The sequence below is a fragment of the Mesorhizobium sp. CO1-1-11 genome (assembly GCF_020164995.1).
GTDB lineage: Bacteria > Pseudomonadota > Alphaproteobacteria > Rhizobiales > Rhizobiaceae > Mesorhizobium > Mesorhizobium australicum.
In genome coordinates this window covers 140,944-158,542 of sequence record NZ_JAIUHE010000016.1, presented here as the reverse complement: position 1 = coordinate 158,542, position 17,599 = coordinate 140,944, and the positions used below count along the sequence as shown (strand labels likewise).

The 17,599-nt window shown below is 62.7% G+C and carries 19 protein-coding genes; 14 read left to right on the top strand and 5 right to left on the bottom strand.

Features of this window, described 5'->3' with window-relative positions:
• Positions 1-59: 59 nt before the first annotated feature.
• Both LB554_RS20125 and LB554_RS20120 read left to right on the top strand, forming a co-directional pair.
• Entirely contained in the window at positions 60-1,667 is a 1,608-nt protein-coding gene (locus tag LB554_RS20125) for a sulfatase-like hydrolase/transferase (protein WP_224586463.1), read from the top strand.
• 157 nt (positions 1,668-1,824) lie between these two features.
• On the top strand, positions 1,825-2,454 hold the full coding sequence (locus tag LB554_RS20120) for a YceH family protein (RefSeq protein WP_224586452.1): 630 nt from the start codon (positions 1,825-1,827) through the stop codon (positions 2,452-2,454).
• A gap of 126 nt (positions 2,455-2,580) precedes the next feature.
• Here the strand turns inward: LB554_RS20120 and LB554_RS20115 are convergent, their stop codons facing one another.
• Positions 2,581-3,006 carry an OsmC family protein gene (locus LB554_RS20115; protein ID WP_023771884.1) on the bottom strand — a complete coding sequence of 142 codons (426 nt, stop codon included), beginning with the start codon at positions 3,004-3,006 and terminating at the stop codon, positions 2,581-2,583.
• Positions 3,007-3,218: 212 nt separating this feature from the next.
• On the opposite strand from LB554_RS20115, the gene LB554_RS20110 reads away from it, so the two are divergent.
• From LB554_RS20110 to LB554_RS20100, 3 genes are all read left to right on the top strand, one after another.
• Positions 3,219-3,446 (top strand): hypothetical protein, encoded by a 228-nt coding sequence (locus LB554_RS20110; RefSeq protein ID WP_224586450.1) that lies wholly within the window; start codon positions 3,219-3,221, stop codon positions 3,444-3,446.
• Positions 3,443-3,799 (top strand): YciI family protein, encoded by a 357-nt coding sequence (locus tag LB554_RS20105; protein ID WP_140618362.1) that lies wholly within the window; start codon positions 3,443-3,445, stop codon positions 3,797-3,799. Before LB554_RS20110 ends, LB554_RS20105 begins: the two co-directional genes overlap by 4 nt.
• A gap of 141 nt (positions 3,800-3,940) precedes the next feature.
• Positions 3,941-4,471 (top strand): hypothetical protein, encoded by a 531-nt coding sequence (locus tag LB554_RS20100; protein WP_015315046.1) that lies wholly within the window; start codon positions 3,941-3,943, stop codon positions 4,469-4,471.
• A gap of 117 nt (positions 4,472-4,588) precedes the next feature.
• Here the strand turns inward: LB554_RS20100 and LB554_RS20095 are convergent, their stop codons facing one another.
• Positions 4,589-5,848 (bottom strand): ubiquinone biosynthesis hydroxylase, encoded by a 1,260-nt coding sequence (locus tag LB554_RS20095; protein WP_224586447.1) that lies wholly within the window; start codon positions 5,846-5,848, stop codon positions 4,589-4,591.
• Positions 5,849-5,946: 98 nt separating this feature from the next.
• On the opposite strand from LB554_RS20095, the gene tesB reads away from it, so the two are divergent.
• From tesB to LB554_RS20060, 7 genes are all read left to right on the top strand, one after another.
• A complete protein-coding gene (gene tesB, locus LB554_RS20090) occupies positions 5,947-6,807 on the top strand; it encodes an acyl-CoA thioesterase II (protein ID WP_015315048.1) in 861 nt (286 codons plus the stop codon).
• Between the two features lie 298 nt (positions 6,808-7,105).
• Positions 7,106-7,444, top strand: a complete 339-nt coding sequence (locus LB554_RS20085) for a P-II family nitrogen regulator (RefSeq protein ID WP_015315049.1) — start codon at positions 7,106-7,108, stop codon at positions 7,442-7,444.
• Between the two features lie 31 nt (positions 7,445-7,475).
• The gene (locus tag LB554_RS20080; protein ID WP_015315050.1) at positions 7,476-8,831 is read left to right on the top strand and encodes an ammonium transporter; all 1,356 of its coding nucleotides are present in this window, start codon (positions 7,476-7,478) and stop codon (positions 8,829-8,831) included.
• 326 nt (positions 8,832-9,157) lie between these two features.
• Positions 9,158-9,436 (top strand): hypothetical protein, encoded by a 279-nt coding sequence (locus tag LB554_RS20075; RefSeq protein WP_015315051.1) that lies wholly within the window; start codon positions 9,158-9,160, stop codon positions 9,434-9,436.
• 208 nt (positions 9,437-9,644) lie between these two features.
• Positions 9,645-12,305: a DNA translocase FtsK gene (locus LB554_RS20070; protein ID WP_224586445.1), complete on the top strand. Its 2,661-nt coding sequence runs from the start codon at positions 9,645-9,647 to the stop codon at positions 12,303-12,305.
• Between the two features lie 133 nt (positions 12,306-12,438).
• Positions 12,439-13,119 carry an outer-membrane lipoprotein carrier protein LolA gene (locus LB554_RS20065; protein WP_015315053.1) on the top strand — a complete coding sequence of 227 codons (681 nt, stop codon included), beginning with the start codon at positions 12,439-12,441 and terminating at the stop codon, positions 13,117-13,119.
• A gap of 99 nt (positions 13,120-13,218) precedes the next feature.
• Complete coding sequence (locus LB554_RS20060) at positions 13,219-14,025, top strand: exodeoxyribonuclease III (protein ID WP_015315054.1); 807 nt, start codon at positions 13,219-13,221, stop codon at positions 14,023-14,025.
• 169 nt (positions 14,026-14,194) lie between these two features.
• Here the strand turns inward: LB554_RS20060 and LB554_RS20055 are convergent, their stop codons facing one another.
• Together LB554_RS20055 and LB554_RS20050 are read right to left on the bottom strand one after the other, a co-directional pair.
• Complete coding sequence (locus LB554_RS20055; protein WP_224586443.1) at positions 14,195-14,650, bottom strand: Crp/Fnr family transcriptional regulator; 456 nt, start codon at positions 14,648-14,650, stop codon at positions 14,195-14,197.
• 123 nt (positions 14,651-14,773) lie between these two features.
• Positions 14,774-15,457, bottom strand: coding sequence for a response regulator transcription factor (locus LB554_RS20050; protein WP_015315056.1), 684 nt, complete (start codon positions 15,455-15,457; stop codon positions 14,774-14,776).
• Positions 15,458-15,601: 144 nt separating this feature from the next.
• On the opposite strand from LB554_RS20050, the gene LB554_RS20045 reads away from it, so the two are divergent.
• Positions 15,602-16,138, top strand: a complete 537-nt coding sequence (locus LB554_RS20045) for a L,D-transpeptidase (RefSeq protein WP_224586461.1) — start codon at positions 15,602-15,604, stop codon at positions 16,136-16,138.
• A gap of 117 nt (positions 16,139-16,255) precedes the next feature.
• Here the strand turns inward: LB554_RS20045 and LB554_RS20040 are convergent, their stop codons facing one another.
• Complete coding sequence (locus tag LB554_RS20040; RefSeq protein WP_224586441.1) at positions 16,256-16,498, bottom strand: hypothetical protein; 243 nt, start codon at positions 16,496-16,498, stop codon at positions 16,256-16,258.
• Positions 16,499-16,664: 166 nt separating this feature from the next.
• On the opposite strand from LB554_RS20040, the gene gcvA reads away from it, so the two are divergent.
• On the top strand, positions 16,665-17,597 hold the full coding sequence (gene gcvA, locus LB554_RS20035) for a transcriptional regulator GcvA (RefSeq protein ID WP_224586440.1): 933 nt from the start codon (positions 16,665-16,667) through the stop codon (positions 17,595-17,597).
• The last annotated feature ends 2 nt before the right edge of the window (positions 17,598-17,599 follow it).

Here is a 17,599-nt window from a genome sequence, read left to right as displayed (position 1 = left end):
GGCTGAAAACTATCTTGCCGCTCTCAAACTCGTCGCAGTCCGCCTCTGGTTACGCGATAATGAGTCTACGGCCTAGCGCCGCGACGGTGGGATCGCTCACCTGGCTCACCTCGCAGGTCTATTTTCAGGAGAAGAGGCTGATCCTGGTCGTCGGCCTAGTGGCTTTGATCGCGCTTGTCTTGCTGGATCGCCTCCAGGGGGCAAGGACGGATCAGCCAGGAAGCGGGTGGTTCAGAGCCTATTTATCGCTCGTTCCGTGCTTTTTCTTCCTTGTCTATGTCTACCTCGAAAATGTTTTCGGCTATTTCGATTGGGCAGCGATGTTCATGCATGTCGACGCCGGAGTTCTCACCCCCAGTGTCGTTCTTGAGTATTTGATGAATACTGGAAGCACGATCCTGATCATTGCCGCCGGTCTTTTCGGTCTTGGCGCACTGAAGGCGCGCGGCACGCTGACAAGAGGATTGGACGTTGCCTTGATGGCATTCTTCCTGGCGGCAAACCCGATGCTGACACGTCCGATCGCGGCAGCGATCCATCCCAACCCGCTGCATGATTTCCTGTCCAAGCAGTTCGTCGATGTCACTTCTTTGACAAAGCCGGCTGAAACAGCGTCGGCGACCGCCGCGCCAAAGAACCTCATTCATATTTTCATTGAGAGCGCCGAGCGCACCTACATGAACGAGGCGGAGTTCGGCGACGTCATGGGTCCGCTGCTCGAATTCGACAGGCGTGGCGTTTCGGCGACCAACATGGTGCAACTTGCCTATACCAACAACTCCATCTCAGGGATGGTCGCTGCGAACTGTGGAACGCCGCTGCTGATATCGTTCTTCACGACGCGCCAGTACCTGGAGGAGAATTCGCAATTCCTGCCAGGACTGACCTGCCTGGGCGACGTTCTGAAGGCGCGGGGCTATCAGCAGAACTTTATTACCGGTTGGCCGCTCAACTTCACCGGTCAGGGCACATTCTATTCCACCCATGGCTACTCATCGCTTTTTGGGGGATCCGAAGTGGTGGCCGCCATCGCGGGGCGCGGCAACGCTTTTGGCGCCGACGACGCCGAAGTTCTGGATATGAGCTTCGGCGTCTTGCGCCGAGTGCAGCGGGACGGCAAACCGTTCTCGCTCACGATCGCCGTCAGCGGCGGGCATGCGATGGACGGCTACCTGACCGACAAATGCATCGGCAAGACGGGACTTCCTCCGCAGACCCCCAACATTCTCCATGCCGTGAAATGCACGAACATGCTCATCGCGGACTTCATTCACAAAGCCGAAGCCGCGGGTCTGATGAGGAACACTGTCCTGGCCTTGCAAAGCGACCACCTCAGCGCGCCGAGCACGGTAACGGATCGCTTGAACAATTATGAACGCCGCAACTTCTTCTCGCTGTCGGGCGATGGCATTCCTTCCAAAACCTATACCGGGCTTGCGGGCACGATTGACATATTTCCCACCATTCTTGACGCGCTGGGGGTGCCGCTCTCGAATGACCAGGCTGCCCTTGGCGTTTCGCTGCTTGGGGATCGACCGACGCTGAGCCGGGCACTTGGACAGGACCAGTTCGATGACGCTATCTATGCCGAGGATGTGCTCGTCAGGTCATTCTGGCAGTTGAAACCGACACGGACCGCCGTGGCGTCCGAGGCTGAGTCGCGTTAATGCGCGCCTGCGTTTGTTCGCCGCTAGATAGCGCCTACCTGGCCGAGGCCTCAACCCGATCAAGGCGATCGCCGAGACAAGAGTTCTGCTCTGTCGCGCTTCTCGGATGTCTGTCAAAATCATGCTGTCCAAGAATCGGTAGAAAATAACCAATCCAATGAGCGAAGACCTTCCCATCCTCTCTCCCGCCGAAGCCCGCGTGCTCGGCTGCCTGATCGAGAAGAAGGAGCTGACGCCGGACGTCTATCCGCTGACGCTCAACGCGGCACTTGCCGCGGCCAACCAGAAGACGGCGCGCGAGCCTGTCATGGCGCTGGAACAGACGGAGGTGCACAGGGCGTTGAAGCTGCTGGAGCAGAAAGGACTGGTCCGGCAGATGTTCGGTTCGCGCGTCGAGCGCTACGAGCATCAGATGGCGCAGCGTTTCTCACTGACCACGCCGCAGACCGCGTTGCTCGGTCTGCTCTTGCTGCGCGGACCGCAGACGGCACATGAACTCCTGGCGCGAGCTGAGCGCATGGCGCGGTTTTCATCGATCGAAGACCTGCGCGGGGAACTCGACATGCTGATCGGCCGCCGGCCGCCATTGGTCCAGGAAATCCCACGCGGGCCGGGCCAGCGCGAGGACCGCTACGTGCATCTGCTCGCCGGTCCAGTGGATGTTGCCGCTCTCTCGGCTCAGCGCAGTGCGCCGGCCGCGCCTGCCTCCGATCTGGAAGCGAGGTTGGAGGCGCTGGAGCAGGAAGTCGCGGCCCTTCGCGCCCGGCTTGATGCGCTGGGCGGTTGAGGCCGCCAATCCGAGACCCCACGAGAGTCCCTTGAGGGGAGATTGGATGCTGCGACCACTTTCGCCAATCTCCGATGCAGAAACGCCGGCCCTGGAGCCGGCGTTTGTCACTTCAGGCCAAGCCCTTCAGCCAAGCCTGGCGTCGAGCGAAACCTTGATCGCGCCAAGCGCTTGAGAGACCGGGCATTCGGCCTTGGCCTTCTCGGCCAATTCCTTGAACTTCGCCGCATCGATGCCGGGCACTTTGCCGACCAGGGTGATGGCGCTGCCGGTGATGCCGGTGCCGGGAACCAGCGTGACCACGGCCTTGGCGTCGAGTTCTTGCGCCGGCGTGCCGTTTTCGGCGAGGAAATGCGAGAGCTGCATGGCGTAGCAGCCGGCATGGGCGGCCGCGATCAGTTCTTCCGGATTGGTGCCGGATTTGCCGCTTTCGTCCTCGAAGCGCGCCTTGAACGAATAGGGCGTACCCTTCAGGGTCCCGCTCTGCGTGTCGAGCGTGCCCTTGCCCTCTTTCAAATTGCCTTTCCAGACGGCGTTTGCGGTGCGGTCCATGAAGTCCTCCTGGGTTGTCGTGAACTTGTCCTGGGTGAGCCAGCGTCCGGCCAACTATAGCGCGCACGTGGGCGAAGACCACTGCGCTGTTTGGACCACGGCACGGTGACGGCCATTTCGGCCTAAAAAAATACCATGCAAAAATGTCGGCCTCCATGCGGGCCGGCCGTCCTGCGGGCGGCCACGGGATTTGTGGCCGGATGGAGGTTGACATGGACAATCTGTTTTTCGCGCTGTGGAAGAGGCCGGGCCACGGGCCTGAGCGACAGGAGGACTTCTGGCTGGACCCGCCGGCGTCCGGCCTCGGCAGGCTGCTGGCGGCGCTTGCCATCATCACGGTCGCGGCATGCCTTCTCGACCATGCGGCAACGGTCGCGGGCAAGGCTGACATGGTTGTCGCCGCAGCCTATGGTTTGTCACAAGAAGGGAGCTCGAAATGAAATATGTCTGCCTGGTCTATGGTGAGGAAAAAGACCTCCATGCGCTGACCGCCGAGGGTGCCGCCAAGCTCGATGCCGACTCGCTGGCCTATGACAGGTCATTGGATCAACAAGGCAAGCTGATCATCGCGCAGGCACTGCAATCGGTGAAGACGTCGAAGACCGTACGGCGGCGCAAGGGCAAGCAGCTGATCACCGACGGCCCGTTCGCAGAAACGAAGGAGCAGTTGCTCGGGTTCGTCATGATCGAAGCGAAGGATCTCGACGAGGCGCTGGACATCGCCGGCGAGATTCCGCTGGCCGAAATCGGCACGATCGAGGTGCGCGCGATCTACAACGTGCCGGGGTCATAATTCCCTGTCATGCGTTGCGCTCCCTTATAAACCTGGGCGTTCGGTTGAGCGAAGGTCCCGTCTTGCCGGGGCTCAATTCTTGCGTGTTGAAGCAAGCCACGAGTTCTCCTATCGTCGCCCAAGACTTTGGGGGATTTGGACATGCCTTTCCTGATTGCTGTCCTTGGCGTGCTCGGAGCGGCGGCATTGTGGTGGTACCGGATGAAGGCGATGAACGACGCCGCGCGCGAGGTCGCCGAAGTCGTCGGGCGCGTTCAAGGCAACATCCGGCGCAAGAAGCTGCGCAAGCAGGCCGCGCTTTCGCCGCTGACGGCGATCGATGATCCGGTGGTGGCGGCAGCGACGCTGATCACCGCGATCGTTTCGGAAGACGGCCCTGTTCTGCCGCGGCGCGAGGCCGTCATTCGCGAGGTGATTTCGCAGATCGCAGCCGGGCCGAAGAAGACCGACGAGGCGGTTGTCTATGCCAAGTGGGCCGCGACCCAGATAGACGACACCACCATCGTCATCGACAAGCTGGCGCCCTTCCTGCGCGAACGCCTCGACCCGAACGAACGGGACGATCTCTTGCAAATGCTGAACCGGGTGGCTCAGGGCGGAGAGCAGAGCCTGAAGATACCCGACCAGCGCATGCTGCGGCTGCGCCAGAAGCTTGGTTTTGAAGTGAACTGAGATCGCCAGCCTCGGCGATCGGCGCGAAACTCCCGCTGCATCCTCATCCCATGGCGGAGCAAGGAGCGAAGCGACGCGGCGCAGCCCACAGGCCGCGACGTCAAGTCAGCGAGACGATCAGATCGCCTCGCCCTTCAGCAGGCGCGGCGTGCCCGCGGATAGTCCCGATGCCTGGCGGATGAAGAACTCCTTCAGCCGCGGCATACGCTCGACGAGACCGAGGCCGATGTCGCGGACGGTGCGCAGCGGGGTGATGTCGTTGGAAAACAGCCGGTTCAGCACATCGGTCGTGATGCCCATCTGCACCGTGTCGAAACGGCGCCATTGCTGATAGCGTTCCAGCACGTCGAGCGCGCCGATGTCCTGGCCGAGCCGGTCGGCCTCGACGATCACCTCGGCAAGGGCGGCCACATCCTTGAAGCCGAGATTGAGCCCCTGGCCGGCGATCGGATGGATGCCGTGGGCGGCATCGCCGGCAAGCGCGATGCGCGGTGCCACGAAGGCGCGCGCGATGGTGAGACCAAGCGGCCAGGCGCGCGGCTTGTCGGCGACGCGGATTTCTCCAAGTTTCAGCCCAAAACGTTGTTCAAGTTCGTGTTCGAAGACGAGATCGTCGCCTTCGACGAGCGTTTTCGCATCTTCCGCCCGTTCGACCCAGACGATCGAAGAGCGGTTGGTGCCGTCCTCGTCGGGTATCAGCGGCAGCGTGGCGAACGGGCCGGCGGGCAGGAAATGCTCTTCGGCGCGGCCGTTGTGCGGGCGTTCATGGGCCACGGTGCAGACGATGCCGGACTGACCGTATTCCCACTTGACCGTCTTGATGCCGGCCATGTCGCGCAGTTTCGAATTGACACCATCGGCGGCAACCAGCAACCGCGCCGCCAACGTGGCGCCGTCCGCCAGATGCACTGACATGCCGGCTCCATTGGTCTCAAAACCTTGCACCGCCACGCCTTCGATGATGTCGATGCCGAGCTGTTCGGCTTTGGCCCGCAAGGCGCCGTTCAACGCCCTGTTGGCGACCATATGCGCGAAAGGCTCACCCGGCGCCACCTCGCCGCCGAAGGTCAGGAAGACCGGGCGCACCGGATCGGCGCTGCGTGAATCGGTGATGATCATCTCAGTGATCGCCTGCGCCTTCGGCGCGATCTCGGCCCAGACGCCGAGCTGGTCGAGCATGCGGCAGGCCGCCGCGGCGATGGCGGAAGCGCGGCCATCCCTTTGCCAGGAACCGGCGGGCGCCGCGTCGACCAGCGCCACGGCGAGGCCCGGGCGAGCCTGTTTCAGCGAGACCGCGGCGGCCAGGCCGACATAGCCGGCACCCGCGACGAGAACATCGATCCTGGATCTGGCCTTGGCGTCCGCCTTGCGTTCCATTGTCTTGGCTCCTTGCGCGCCTACGGGGCTTGCGCCCTTGACGGCTCGTTCTTCCTGTCGGAAACCGCCATAGCAATTTTGCGGCGAGGTCACAAAACATGACGGCGGCGATCGACGAGCTTCTGCGCATTCTCGACCTCGAGAAGCTGGAACACAATCTGTATCGTGGTCGCAGCCCCCAGGTGGAGTGGCAGCGCGTGTTCGGCGGCCAGACCATCGCGCAGGCGCTGGTGGCGGCGCAGCGAACGGTGGAGCCCGACCGTTTCGTGCATTCGCTGCATGGCTATTTCATGCGCCCGGGCGACATCAAGGTGCCGATCATCTACGAGGTCGATCGCATCCGCGACGGCGGTTCCTTCACCACGCGGAGGGTGCTGGCAATCCAGCACGGACAGGCGATCTTTTCGCTGGAAGCCTCGTTCCAGGTCGACGAGAAGGGGCTCGAGCACCAGTTCGCGCTACCTGACGACGTGCCGCCGCCGGAAGGGCTGAAGACGCAGCGCCAGCTGCTCGAAACGGCCGACCGGGTGCCGGAGGCGGTTCGCCGTTTCTGGGCGCGCGAGCGGCCGCTTGAGTTGCGGCCGGTCAACCTCCAGCACTATGAAAGCCGCGACAAGCTGCCGCCCCGGCAGAATGTCTGGATCCGCCTTGCCGGGCCGGTTCCCGACGACCGCGCGCTGCAGTCGGTGCTGCTCGCCTATCTCTCCGACATGACGCTGCTCGACACCTCGACCTTCGCCCATGGGCGCGGCCTGTTCGACCCCGACATCCAGGCCGCCAGCCTCGACCATTCGATGTGGTTCCATCGGCCGCATTCGCTCGACGGCTGGCTGCTTTATGCGCAGGACAGCCCCTCGAGTTCGGGATCGCGCGGTTTCAGCCGCGGCACGCTCTATGCCCGTGACGGCACGCTGATCGCCTCGATGGCACAGGAAGGGTTGATCCGGCTCAAGCGTTGAGCATTCGCGAGTCTTGTTTGAGCAAGATTCTTTGCGAAAGCCGATTCCATTTTTCCTGATCATGCTCAAAGCCGGCAAATTAGGCAATTTCACAAAATTGCTTAAATTTTAAGCATGCGGCATGCCGCACATGCATACAGCAATTGGCGGCGGGCGCTCCATTCCCTTTGTTTCCAATAGGTTAACGCCCTGCTTCGGCACTTGGCACGGAGCTTGAATCCTTGGGGGCACTCTCCGGCTCTTTGGGATCGGTGAAGTCGTGCAAACGCGGGGCACCGCAACAGCAAAGGGTGAACCTATGAAAATCGTGATGGCAATCATCAAGCCGTTCAAGCTGGACGAGGTACGCGAAGCGCTTACCGCCGTCGGCATCCAGGGCCTGACCGTCACCGAAGTCAAAGGCTACGGGCGTCAGAAGGGGCATACGGAAATCTATCGGGGGGCGGAATACGCGGTCTCTTTCCTGCCGAAGATCAAGATCGAGGTCGCGGTCGCGGCCGACATGGTCGACAAGGCCGTCGAAGCCATCACAGCCGCTGCCAAGACCGGCCAGATCGGCGACGGCAAGATCTTCGTTTTCGGCATCGACCAGGCGGTGCGCATCCGCACCGGCGAAACAGACAGCGACGCGCTCTGAGCGGCGAACACGTATTCCAATGGAGAGTTCAATGAATATTCCTTCCACCTTGAAGACGACGGGACGGGCGGCCCTTCTGGGCACGCTCGCTCTCGCAGCGCTGGGCAGCGTCGCCGCCTTCGCGCAGGAAGCCGCACCCGCTGCCGCTGCCGCGGCACCTGCCGCCGCGCCCACCCCGGTGCTCGATACCGGCAACACCGCCTGGATGCTGACCTCCACGGCGCTGGTGCTGATGATGACCATCCCGGGCCTAGCGCTGTTCTACGGCGGCATGGTGCGCAAGAAGAACGTGCTCGCCACCGTCATGCAGAGTTTCGCCATCACCTGCCTGGTGACGGTGCTATGGTTCATGTTCGGCTATTCGCTGGCCTTTTCCGACGGCGGCGGCATGAATGCCTATCTCGGCGGCACCTCGAAATTCTTCCACCACGGCATCACCACCGCCAGCCTGTGGCTGCCGGGTGTGGCCAACATCCCTGAATTCGTCTTCTCGATGTTTCAGATGACGTTCGCTATCATCACGCCGGCGCTGATTGCCGGCGCCTTCGCCGAACGCTTCAAGTTCTCGGCACTGCTGATCTTCATGGCACTGTGGCTGCTGATCGTCTATGTGCCGATCGCGCATTGGGTCTGGGGTGGCGGCTTCCTCGGTACGGCTGGCGTGCTCGACTTCGCCGGCGGCACGGTCGTTCACATCAATGCCGGTGTCGCGGGCCTCGTCTGTGCACTGGTTCTCGGCAAGCGCGAAGGCTATGGCACCACCAACATGGCGCCGCACAACCTCGTCTATTCGGTCATCGGCGCATCGCTGCTGTGGGTCGGCTGGTTCGGCTTCAACGCCGGTTCGGAACTGGCGGCCGACGGCCTTGCCGGTGCCGCCATGCTCAACACCCAGGTTGCCACCGCCGCCGCGGCACTGGCCTGGATGTTCGCCGAATGGATCATCGCCAAGAAGCCTTCCGTGCTCGGCATCATCTCGGGCGCCGTCGCGGGCCTCGTCGCGGTGACGCCGGCTTCCGGTTTCGTCAACCCGACCGGCGCCTTCATCGTCGGCATCGTCGCCGGCGTCGTCTGCTACCTCTCGGCGGTCAAGGTGAAGCACATGTTCGGCTATGACGACTCGCTCGATGCCTTCGGCGTGCATGGCGTCGGCGGCGTGGTCGGCGCCCTGCTGACCGGCGTGCTTGCTGACCCGGCGATCAACAGCCTCTCGTCGGGCGCTTCTCTCGGCAAGCAGATCTACGGTGTCGCCGTCACCATTGTCTGGACGGCGGTTGCCACCTTCGTCATCCTCTACGTCGTCAAGGCGCTGGTCGGCCTGCGTCCGACGACCCAGGAAGAAGTCGAAGGCCTCGACATCTCCCAGCATGGCGAAGTGGTGCCGTAAGGCATCCTTGCCAACGGGCCGGCGGAACCCTCCTCCCGCCGGCCCCATGTTTGCCGCGCAATTCCGGAGGGAAAACCGCGAAGCCCTTCTGCTGGAATTGCTTTGAAAGCATCCCGTCGTGATGCTCCCGCAAGGAGGTCACGCCTTGAGGCCCGGATCGCTCCGGGCCTCTTTTTTTGCAAATTCGTTCTCGCTTCGTCCGAGTCCGCGCAATCACGTTCGCGTGAAGAAGCTTTTCGAGGAAACATCGACCGCTCTGTCGCCGAACTCAGGAGGCGATCGTCGTTCTGACGCTCGTGATTTTGAAACAGGGAAGGAATTTTCTCATGAACCTCAAGAATATCTGCCTCGGGGCACTCGCACTTTCCATGGTCAGCGGCTTTGCATTTGCCGGCGCACTGGACGAGCCGGACAACATGGCGCCGTTCTTCACCGATTCCAGCATGAAGACCATGAAGCCGATGGAGGAATTCAAGGCGGCTTTCATGGCCATGCCGAAGGAGAAGCAGGACGCCATGATGAAGGAATGCCAGGACGCTGCGATGAGCAAGCCGCACGCCGAGTTCTGCGCCAATGTGAAGATGCTCGGCGGCGCCAGCAAGTAGCACGCTGCCCAGCCCAACGAATGGATGGCGGGCCAGGGCGCCCGCCATTTTTCTTATGGTGCGGTCACTGGTAGATGTCGGTGCCAAAAGGACGGCCCCCACGGTCTTATAGTTAATGCGCCCTTAACCTTCCCACGCCTAGTCTGGCATCCGAATCTGCCGGAGTGCGTCATGCGCTGCGGCCAGGCAATCACTGACGGGGAAGAGCATGCGTTCAGGGGCTTCAGCACCGCTCGCGCTGACCGATACGGGGCACGGCATCCAGGCATTCGCGCGGCGCCAGGTCGGCCGTCTGGTCGGCACCGGCCTGTTCGCGTTCACGGCCTTCGCCGTCGCCAGCCTCGCGACCTGGAACGTCGCCGATCCAAGCTTCTCGCATGCCACCGCCAACATCGTCACCAACGCCATGGGCTATGCCGGCGCGGTGTTCTCCGACCTCGCCATGCAGTTCTTCGGCCTTGCCGCGGTCGCCGCGCTGGTTCCGGCAGTGATCTGGGGATACCTCCTGTTTTCGGCGCGCGGCGTCGACCGGCTGCCCAGGCGCGGGCTGTGCTGGTTCGGTTTCGCGCTGCTCGCCGCCGCCATCGCCGGCTGCATCGTTCCGCCCAAGACCTGGCCGCTGCCCACCGGCCTCGGCGGCGTCTTCGGCGACATGGTGCTAAAGATCCCCGGTGTCCTAATCGGCGGCTATCCAACCGGGCTGGTGGCCAGCGTGCTCGCCATAGTGCTGGCTGCGCCCGCGCTCTGGCTGTTCGCCCATGGCGCGGCGCTGCTCGGGCGCAAGAACGGCTTCGCCGTGATGGAAGAACCGGCCGCCGCGGACCCGCGCGAGGACGAGCTTCTGTTCGACAATGACGAGGACGAGGGCGACGAGGGCATACTGGCGCTCGGCGCAATCACCCATTGGTGGCTTTCTTTCCGCGCGTGGATGCATCGCCGCGCGGTGCGCCGCAGGCAGGAGCGCGACGAGTTCGAACCGGAGATGGAGCCGCGCGCCAGCGCCTGGCGCCGGGCCGCCGAACGCGTCGAGTCGGCCGAGTTCGCCGAGCAGCGCATGAGCCATGACGGCCGCGCCCGTGTCGAACCGGAATTCTTCGCCGCCATGGTCAACGACCGCAGCGTCTCCGTCGACCCGGACGACGACGATGTCTTCGGCCGCGACGACGCGGATATGGATTTCGATGACGAGCCCGTCGCGCAGCGGCGTGCTCCCACGGCCAAGGTCCAGCAGTTCCGTTCCGATGCCGCCACCCGGGTGGAGGCGCCGGCGGCGCGACCGGTACCGGGCGCCCGCGTCCAGCGCGAGGCGCAAACCTCGCTGATCGGCTCCGACACGTTCGAAATGCCGTCGCTGCATTTCCTGTCCGAACCGAAGAATGTCGCGCGCGACCCAAGTCTTTCCAAGGACGCGCTGGAACAGAATGCGCGCCTGCTCGAAGGCGTGCTGGAGGATTTCGGCGTCAAGGGCGAGATCATTGCCGTTCGCCCGGGTCCGGTCGTCACCCTTTACGAACTCGAACCCGCACCGGGCATCAAGTCGTCGCGCGTCATCGGCCTTTCCGACGACATCGCCCGTTCGATGAGCGCGATCGCCTGCCGCGTCGCCGTGGTGCCGGGCCGCAACGCCATCGGCATCGAACTGCCCAACGCCAAGCGCGAAACGGTTTACCTCCGCGAGATCATGGCCAGCCGCGACTTCGAGACGACCAAGGCCAAGCTGGCGCTGGCACTGGGCAAGACCATCAATGGCGAAGCCGTCATCGTCGACATCGCCAAGATGCCGCACGTGCTGGTCGCCGGCACCACCGGTTCGGGCAAGTCGGTCGCCATCAACACCATGATCCTGTCGCTGCTCTACCGTCTCACCCCGCAGGAGTGCCGGCTGATCATGATCGATCCGAAAATGCTCGAACTCTCCGTCTATGACGGCATTCCACATCTGCTGACGCCCGTGGTCACCGACCCGAAGAAGGCGGTGGTGGCGCTGAAATGGACCGTGCGCGAGATGGAGGACCGCTACCGCAAGATGTCCAAGGTCGGCGTGCGCAACATCGACGGCTTCAACGCACGCGTGCAGCAGGCCGAGAAGAAGGGCGAAAAGATCTCGCGCACTGTGCAGACCGGCTTCGACCGCCAGACAGGCGAGGCGATCTACGAGACCGAGGATCTCGATCTCGAGCCGATGCCCTATATCGTCGTCATCATCGACGAAATGGCCGACCTGATGATGGTCGCCGGCAAGGACATCGAAGGCGCGGTGCAGCGCCTGGCGCAAATGGCGCGCGCCGCCGGCATCCACGTCATCATGGCCACGCAACGTCCCTCGGTCGACGTCATCACCGGCACCATCAAGGCCAACTTCCCGACCCGCATCTCCTTCCAGGTGACGTCCAAGATCGACAGCCGCACCATTTTGGGCGAGCAGGGCGCCGAGCAGCTGCTCGGCATGGGCGACATGCTCTACATGGCCGGCGGCGGCCGCATCCAGCGTGTGCACGGGCCGTTCGTCTCCGATGACGAGGTCGAGAAGATCGTCGGGCACCTGAAGCTGCAGGGCGTGCCGGAATATCTCGACGCCATCACCGAGGACGACGGCGAGGACGACGACGAGTCGTCCGGCAAGGGCGGTTCGGGCGGCGGCGGCGGCGGTGGCAATTTCGAGGATTCCGACGACCCTTACGATCAGGCGGTTTCGGTGGTGCTGCGCGACGGCAAGGCCTCGACCAGCTACATCCAGCGGCGTCTGGGCATCGGCTATAACAGAGCCGCCTCGATTATCGAGAAGATGGAAAAGGAAGGCATTGTCGGCCCGGCCAACCATGCCGGAAAACGCGAAATCCTGGTGCCGACAGAAGACGACAAGTTCTGATAGCGCAGAGTTCGCGGCAACTTTGAACCTTCTGGCGCGTTCACCGACTGAGCAGCGATCGCCTCGCCAAACTTCAGCCCAACTGGGGGTTCACGACAGCGACCAAATCAGGAACCGGACGAGAGTGACCGATATGAAAAACGATCTTTCAGCGCTCAGCAATTTTGCCCCGACACGCCGCCAGTTGCTTGGCCTCGGCCTGGTCTTCGCGGGTGCCGCCGCCCTTAACGTGGTGCCCGGATTCGAGTTGCTGGCCTCGGCGCAGGCGGCCGTGCCCGCGGCGGCACAGAAGATCGCCGACCATTTCTCGGCGGTCAAATCGATGAGCGGCGAATTCGTCCAGTTCGGCCCCAAGGGCGAGCAGACCGGCGGAAAATTCTTCCTGGAACGGCCAGGCAAGATCCGCTTCAACTATGACGGGTCCTCGAATTTCCGGGTGATTTCCGACGGCAGATCGGTCGCCATACTCAACAAGAAACTGAACACGTCGGACCTTTATCCGCTGTCGAAGACGCCGCTGAAACTGCTGCTCGACGATCGCATCGACCTCTCCGGCAACCGCGTCAAGAGCGTCAAGGAAGAAGACGACCTCACCACCATCCAGCTTTCCGACAAGTCGGTTTTCGGCAATGCGCGGATCACCATGATGTTCGACCCGAAAACCTATGATTTGCGGCAGTGGACGATCACCGACGCGCAAGGCAAGGACACGACGGTGATGATCTTCAACACCAAGGAAGGCGTCAGCTTCGCGCCCGATACCTTTGCCATCGACTATACGGCCAATCGCGAGCTGAACACCAAGACGCGGTAGGCCCGCCGATAGAGCCAGGCCCGTTAGCGGAGCGGGCTGGCTTGTTTTTGCGGCGCGCGGCTGGCAGTAGAATGGCGATCTCTTGCCGGACCCCTCCGCATGCCCTTTTCGATCGCCACCTGGAATATCAACTCCGTGCGCCTGCGCATGCCGATCGTCGAACGCCTGCTCGATGAGTACGCGCCCGATGTGCTCTGCCTGCAGGAAACCAAGGTCCCGGACGAGCTCTTTCCCGAAAAAGCCTTTCGCAAAGTCGGCTATCCCTACATCGCGTTCCATGGCCAGAAGGGCTATCACGGCGTGGCGACGGTGGCGCGGCGGCCGATCGAGGTGGTCGAAAAGCGCCGCTTCTGCGATATCGAGGACAGCCGCCACCTGTCGGTGACGGTACAGGCCGGCGGCAAGACCATCCTGGTGCACAATTTCTACGTGCCCGCAGGTGGCGACGAGCCGGATCCCGAGATCAACAGGAAGTTCAGGCATAAGCTCGATTTCGTCGCCGAGATGAACGCCATCCGGGCCGAGCATGGCGAGGTATCGGCGTCGGTGCTGGTCGGGGACCTCAATATCGCGCCGCTGGAGCATGATGTCTGGTCGCACAAGCAATTGCTCAACGTGGTCAGCCACACGCCGGTCGAGACCGAAAACTTCGAGGCGATGCGGCGCGCCGGCGGCTGGGTCGACCTGATGCGGCACAACGTGCCACCGGAACAGAAGCTCTATACCTGGTGGAGTTATCGCGCGCAGGATTGGGAGGCGTCCAATCGCGGCCGGCGGCTCGACCATGTCTGGTCGTCACCAAACCTGGTGCCCAGTTTTGCCGGCTATGAGATCCTTAGAGCCGCCCGTGGCTGGGACCGGCCGTCGGACCATGTGCCAGTGATTGCCCGGTTCGCCCTGGATTAAGTTTATGATATTCAGGTGAAGCCGGCCTGCAAACGGCGGCTTCCTGCGCTTCCCAGTTCTACTACGTCGCAGTAGAACTGTGCTCACGTACTTTAGTACGCTTCTCGGAGTCCGCCGTTTTCGCCTCGGCCTGACCTGAATCTCGACACCTGCGGCGTCAAATGCCAGGTCAACCCGAAAATCGTGGCGCCAATTCCTCGATGCGGCGGATCATGTCGTGGAATTCCTCGGAGATGCGCCGATGCAGCTTCACCGCCAATTCCGGGTATTCCTCCAGGATGCGCCGGAACATCTTGCGGCTCAGCCTTATCACTTCCGAGTCGATTTCGGCCGAGGCGCTGGTCAGCCGGTTGGTATCGGCGATCAGCGCCAGCTCGCTAAGCATCGTGCCTGGGCCGACCTTGCCGATCGGGATGCGCTCGCCATCCTGCTCGCGATAGAGCACGATGCGCCCGCTGACCACGACATAGGCCGAGTCGGCCACGTCGTCCTCGCGATAAAGCTTGTGGTCGGCCTGCACCAAAGTGGTCTCGGCACCGAAGGCGAGCAGGCGCAACTGTTCCTGCGTGAAGCCCTCGAAAAGCCTCACGGCGGACAGGATGCGGATGTCGTCATCCAGCGCCATCTAGCTGTGTCCCCGAACGGTCAGTCCAATCCCTCCTCTGCGGTACGATCCCAGAATCCCCCTCCAACAGGATCGTACCCGAAAGCGGCCCCGCCCGAACCGCTCATTTGAATGGTGAAATGTTTAAGGAACCAGCTTGTAGCCGCCGCTTTCTGTCACAAGAATTTCAGCATTGGAAGGATCGCGCTCGATCTTCTGGCGCAGACGGTAGACATGGGTTTCCAGGGTATGCGTGGTGACGCCGGAATTGTATCCCCACACTTCCTCCAGCAGCACGTCGCGGGTCACCACCTTCTGGTCGGCGCGATAGAGATACTTGATGATCGAGGCTTCCTTTTCCGTCAGCCGCACCTTGCCGCCGCGCTGGTCGATGAGCAGTTTCTGGCTGGGCTTGAAGGTGTAGGGGCCGACCGAGAAGGTCGCGTCCTCGCTCTGCTCATGCTGGCGCAGTTGCGCCCGGATACGGGCAAGCAGCACCGCGAAGCGGAACGGTTTGGTCACATAGTCGTTGGCGCCGGCCTCGAGACCCAGAATCGTGTCCGAATCGGTATCGTGGCCGGTCAGCATGATGATGGGCGCCTTGTAGCCGCCCTTGCGCAGGATCTTCACCGCCTCCCGGCCGTCCATGTCGGGCAGACCGACATCCATGATGAGCAGGTCGATGAGCCCGCCGCGCGCAGCGGTGACGCCTTTTGCCGCAGTCGCTTCCTGCAGCACATCGAATTCCTCGTAGAGGGACAGTTGCTCGACCAGTGTGCCGCGCAGGTCGTCATCGTCATCGACGATCAGGATGGTACGTGAGGTCATGGATCAATCCGTTGTTTTGAAAAGTGAATTCAGTTGACCGCTGCGTATTTATGCGGAAGCTGGCCGGCACAATAGCCGATCACAGTGATTTGTTCCGTGGCACGATCATACAAGAAAAAACGCGATCGCAATGCAGCCGGCGCAATTTTGGCAAAAGGGCTGCGCGTGCTGACCGTGCGGGCTCGCCCCGGCCATCCAAGCCAGGGCCTGCTGCAGGCCGGCAAAACAGTGTTTGCGTGCGCGCTGGGGCGTGGCGGCATCTCGGCCGGCAAGCGCGAAGGCGACGGCGCCACGCCGCTCGCTTCGATGCGCATACTGACGGGCTATTTCCGGGGAGATCAGTTTGCCGCCGGGCGCAGAACGCGGCTGGCGATGGCGCCGATCGGGCCGGACCTCGGCTGGTGCGAAGTGCCTGACGACCGCAACTATAACAGGCCGGTCAAGATTCCCTACGGCGCCAGCCACGAACGCATGCGGCGCGACGACCGGCTCTATGACGCCTGCCTGGTGCTCGACTGGAACGTCGCGCCGCGCCGGCGCGGGCGCGGCAGCGCCATCTTCTTCCATCTGGCGCGTCCCGGCTTCACGCCGACGGAAGGTTGCGTGGCGGTGACCGCGCGCACGATGGCGCGGCTCTTGCCGCTGCTGTCGGACCGGACGGTGGTAAGGGTGGTGAGATAGGGGGGGATAGGGAATAGGGAATAGGGAATAGGGAATAGGGAATAGGGAATAGGGAATAGGGAAGTCTTCAGCGGCAGCAGACACGCTCAAGCTGCATCATCCTACTCCCATGCTCGCTTATCCCTTCCTATTTCGCTGCCAGCCGATGTCGAGAAGGCCCAACCGGCCTGTCTCGCGGTCCACGGCCCGGGCGATGTCCCTGCGGCCGGCCCCGATATCGCGCAACTGGCGATCGGAGAGATCCTCGACGTTCTGGTGAGGAAGGTTGACGGCGACCTTGGCCTGCCGCAGCCAGGTACGGGCAGCCGACAGCCAGTCTGGCCGGGCGATGTATGCAGGGCGAAGAGCGATGTGAGACATGAGGTGATCCGTATTCCCCGGAGATCAAATCCGGTTTGATGGTGTCTTTGATGCTGCAATCATGCCGTATTGAAAAACAAACGGGAAACGAGTAGTTCTTGTCTCATCATCAAGTTCTATTTGAGGATTGAGGCTCCATGGACCGCTTCGATCAGGCCGCACGCTGATGGCAGCGCTCTTGCCGGGAACGCGGGCGCTCAGGACGCTGGAGGCGGCGGCCCGGCACCTCAATTTCACCCGCGCCGCCGACGAGCTCGGCCTGACGCCTGCCGCCGTCAGCCACCAGATCAAGGAAATCGAGGATCAGCTCGGCATCGTGCTGTTCACCCGCACCAGCCGCACCATCCGGCTGACGGAGGCGGGCACGGTGCTTTACGAGGCGGCGACCGACACGCTCGACCTGCTTGGCCGCGCCGTGATGCGGGCGCGCAAGATGGCGCGCGGCACCGAATTCCTGAAGGTGACGCTGGACGCGCAGTTCGCGGCGAAATGGCTGATGCGGCGCGTCGAGAATTTCCGCCAGCAGCGGCCGGGCATCGAACTCAGGTTTGACATCGCCTATGGCTTGCGCGATTTCGATCTCGACGACGTCGATGTCGGCATCCGCTTCGGCGCCGGCAAATATCCGGGGCTCAGCGCACACCGCCTGTTCGACAACATCATCATTCCAGTGTGCAGTCCGGGCCTCCTGACATCGGGGCCGCCCCTGCGCGAGCCGCGCGACCTGTTCAACCACACGCTTGCCCATATCGAATGGGCTCGCCAGGGCGTGACATGGCCGAACTGGCGCATGTGGATGGCGGCGGCCGGCATCAACGATTTCGACGACAGCCGCACCGTGGTCTTCGGCACATCGACGGATGCGGTGCAGGCAGCGCTCGACGGCAATGCCGTCGCGCTCGCCGATTTCGCCATGGTGGCAAACGACCTGTCCGAGGGCCGGCTGGTGCGGCCCTTCGAACTTAGCATCAGGGTTGCGCCGGAATATGCCTATTTCCTAGTTTATCCCCAGGCCATGGCCGACGATCCCCGCATTCTCGCCTTCCGCGAATGGATCCTCGAGGAAGTTTCCAGGACGCGAACGACGGACAAACTTTAGAC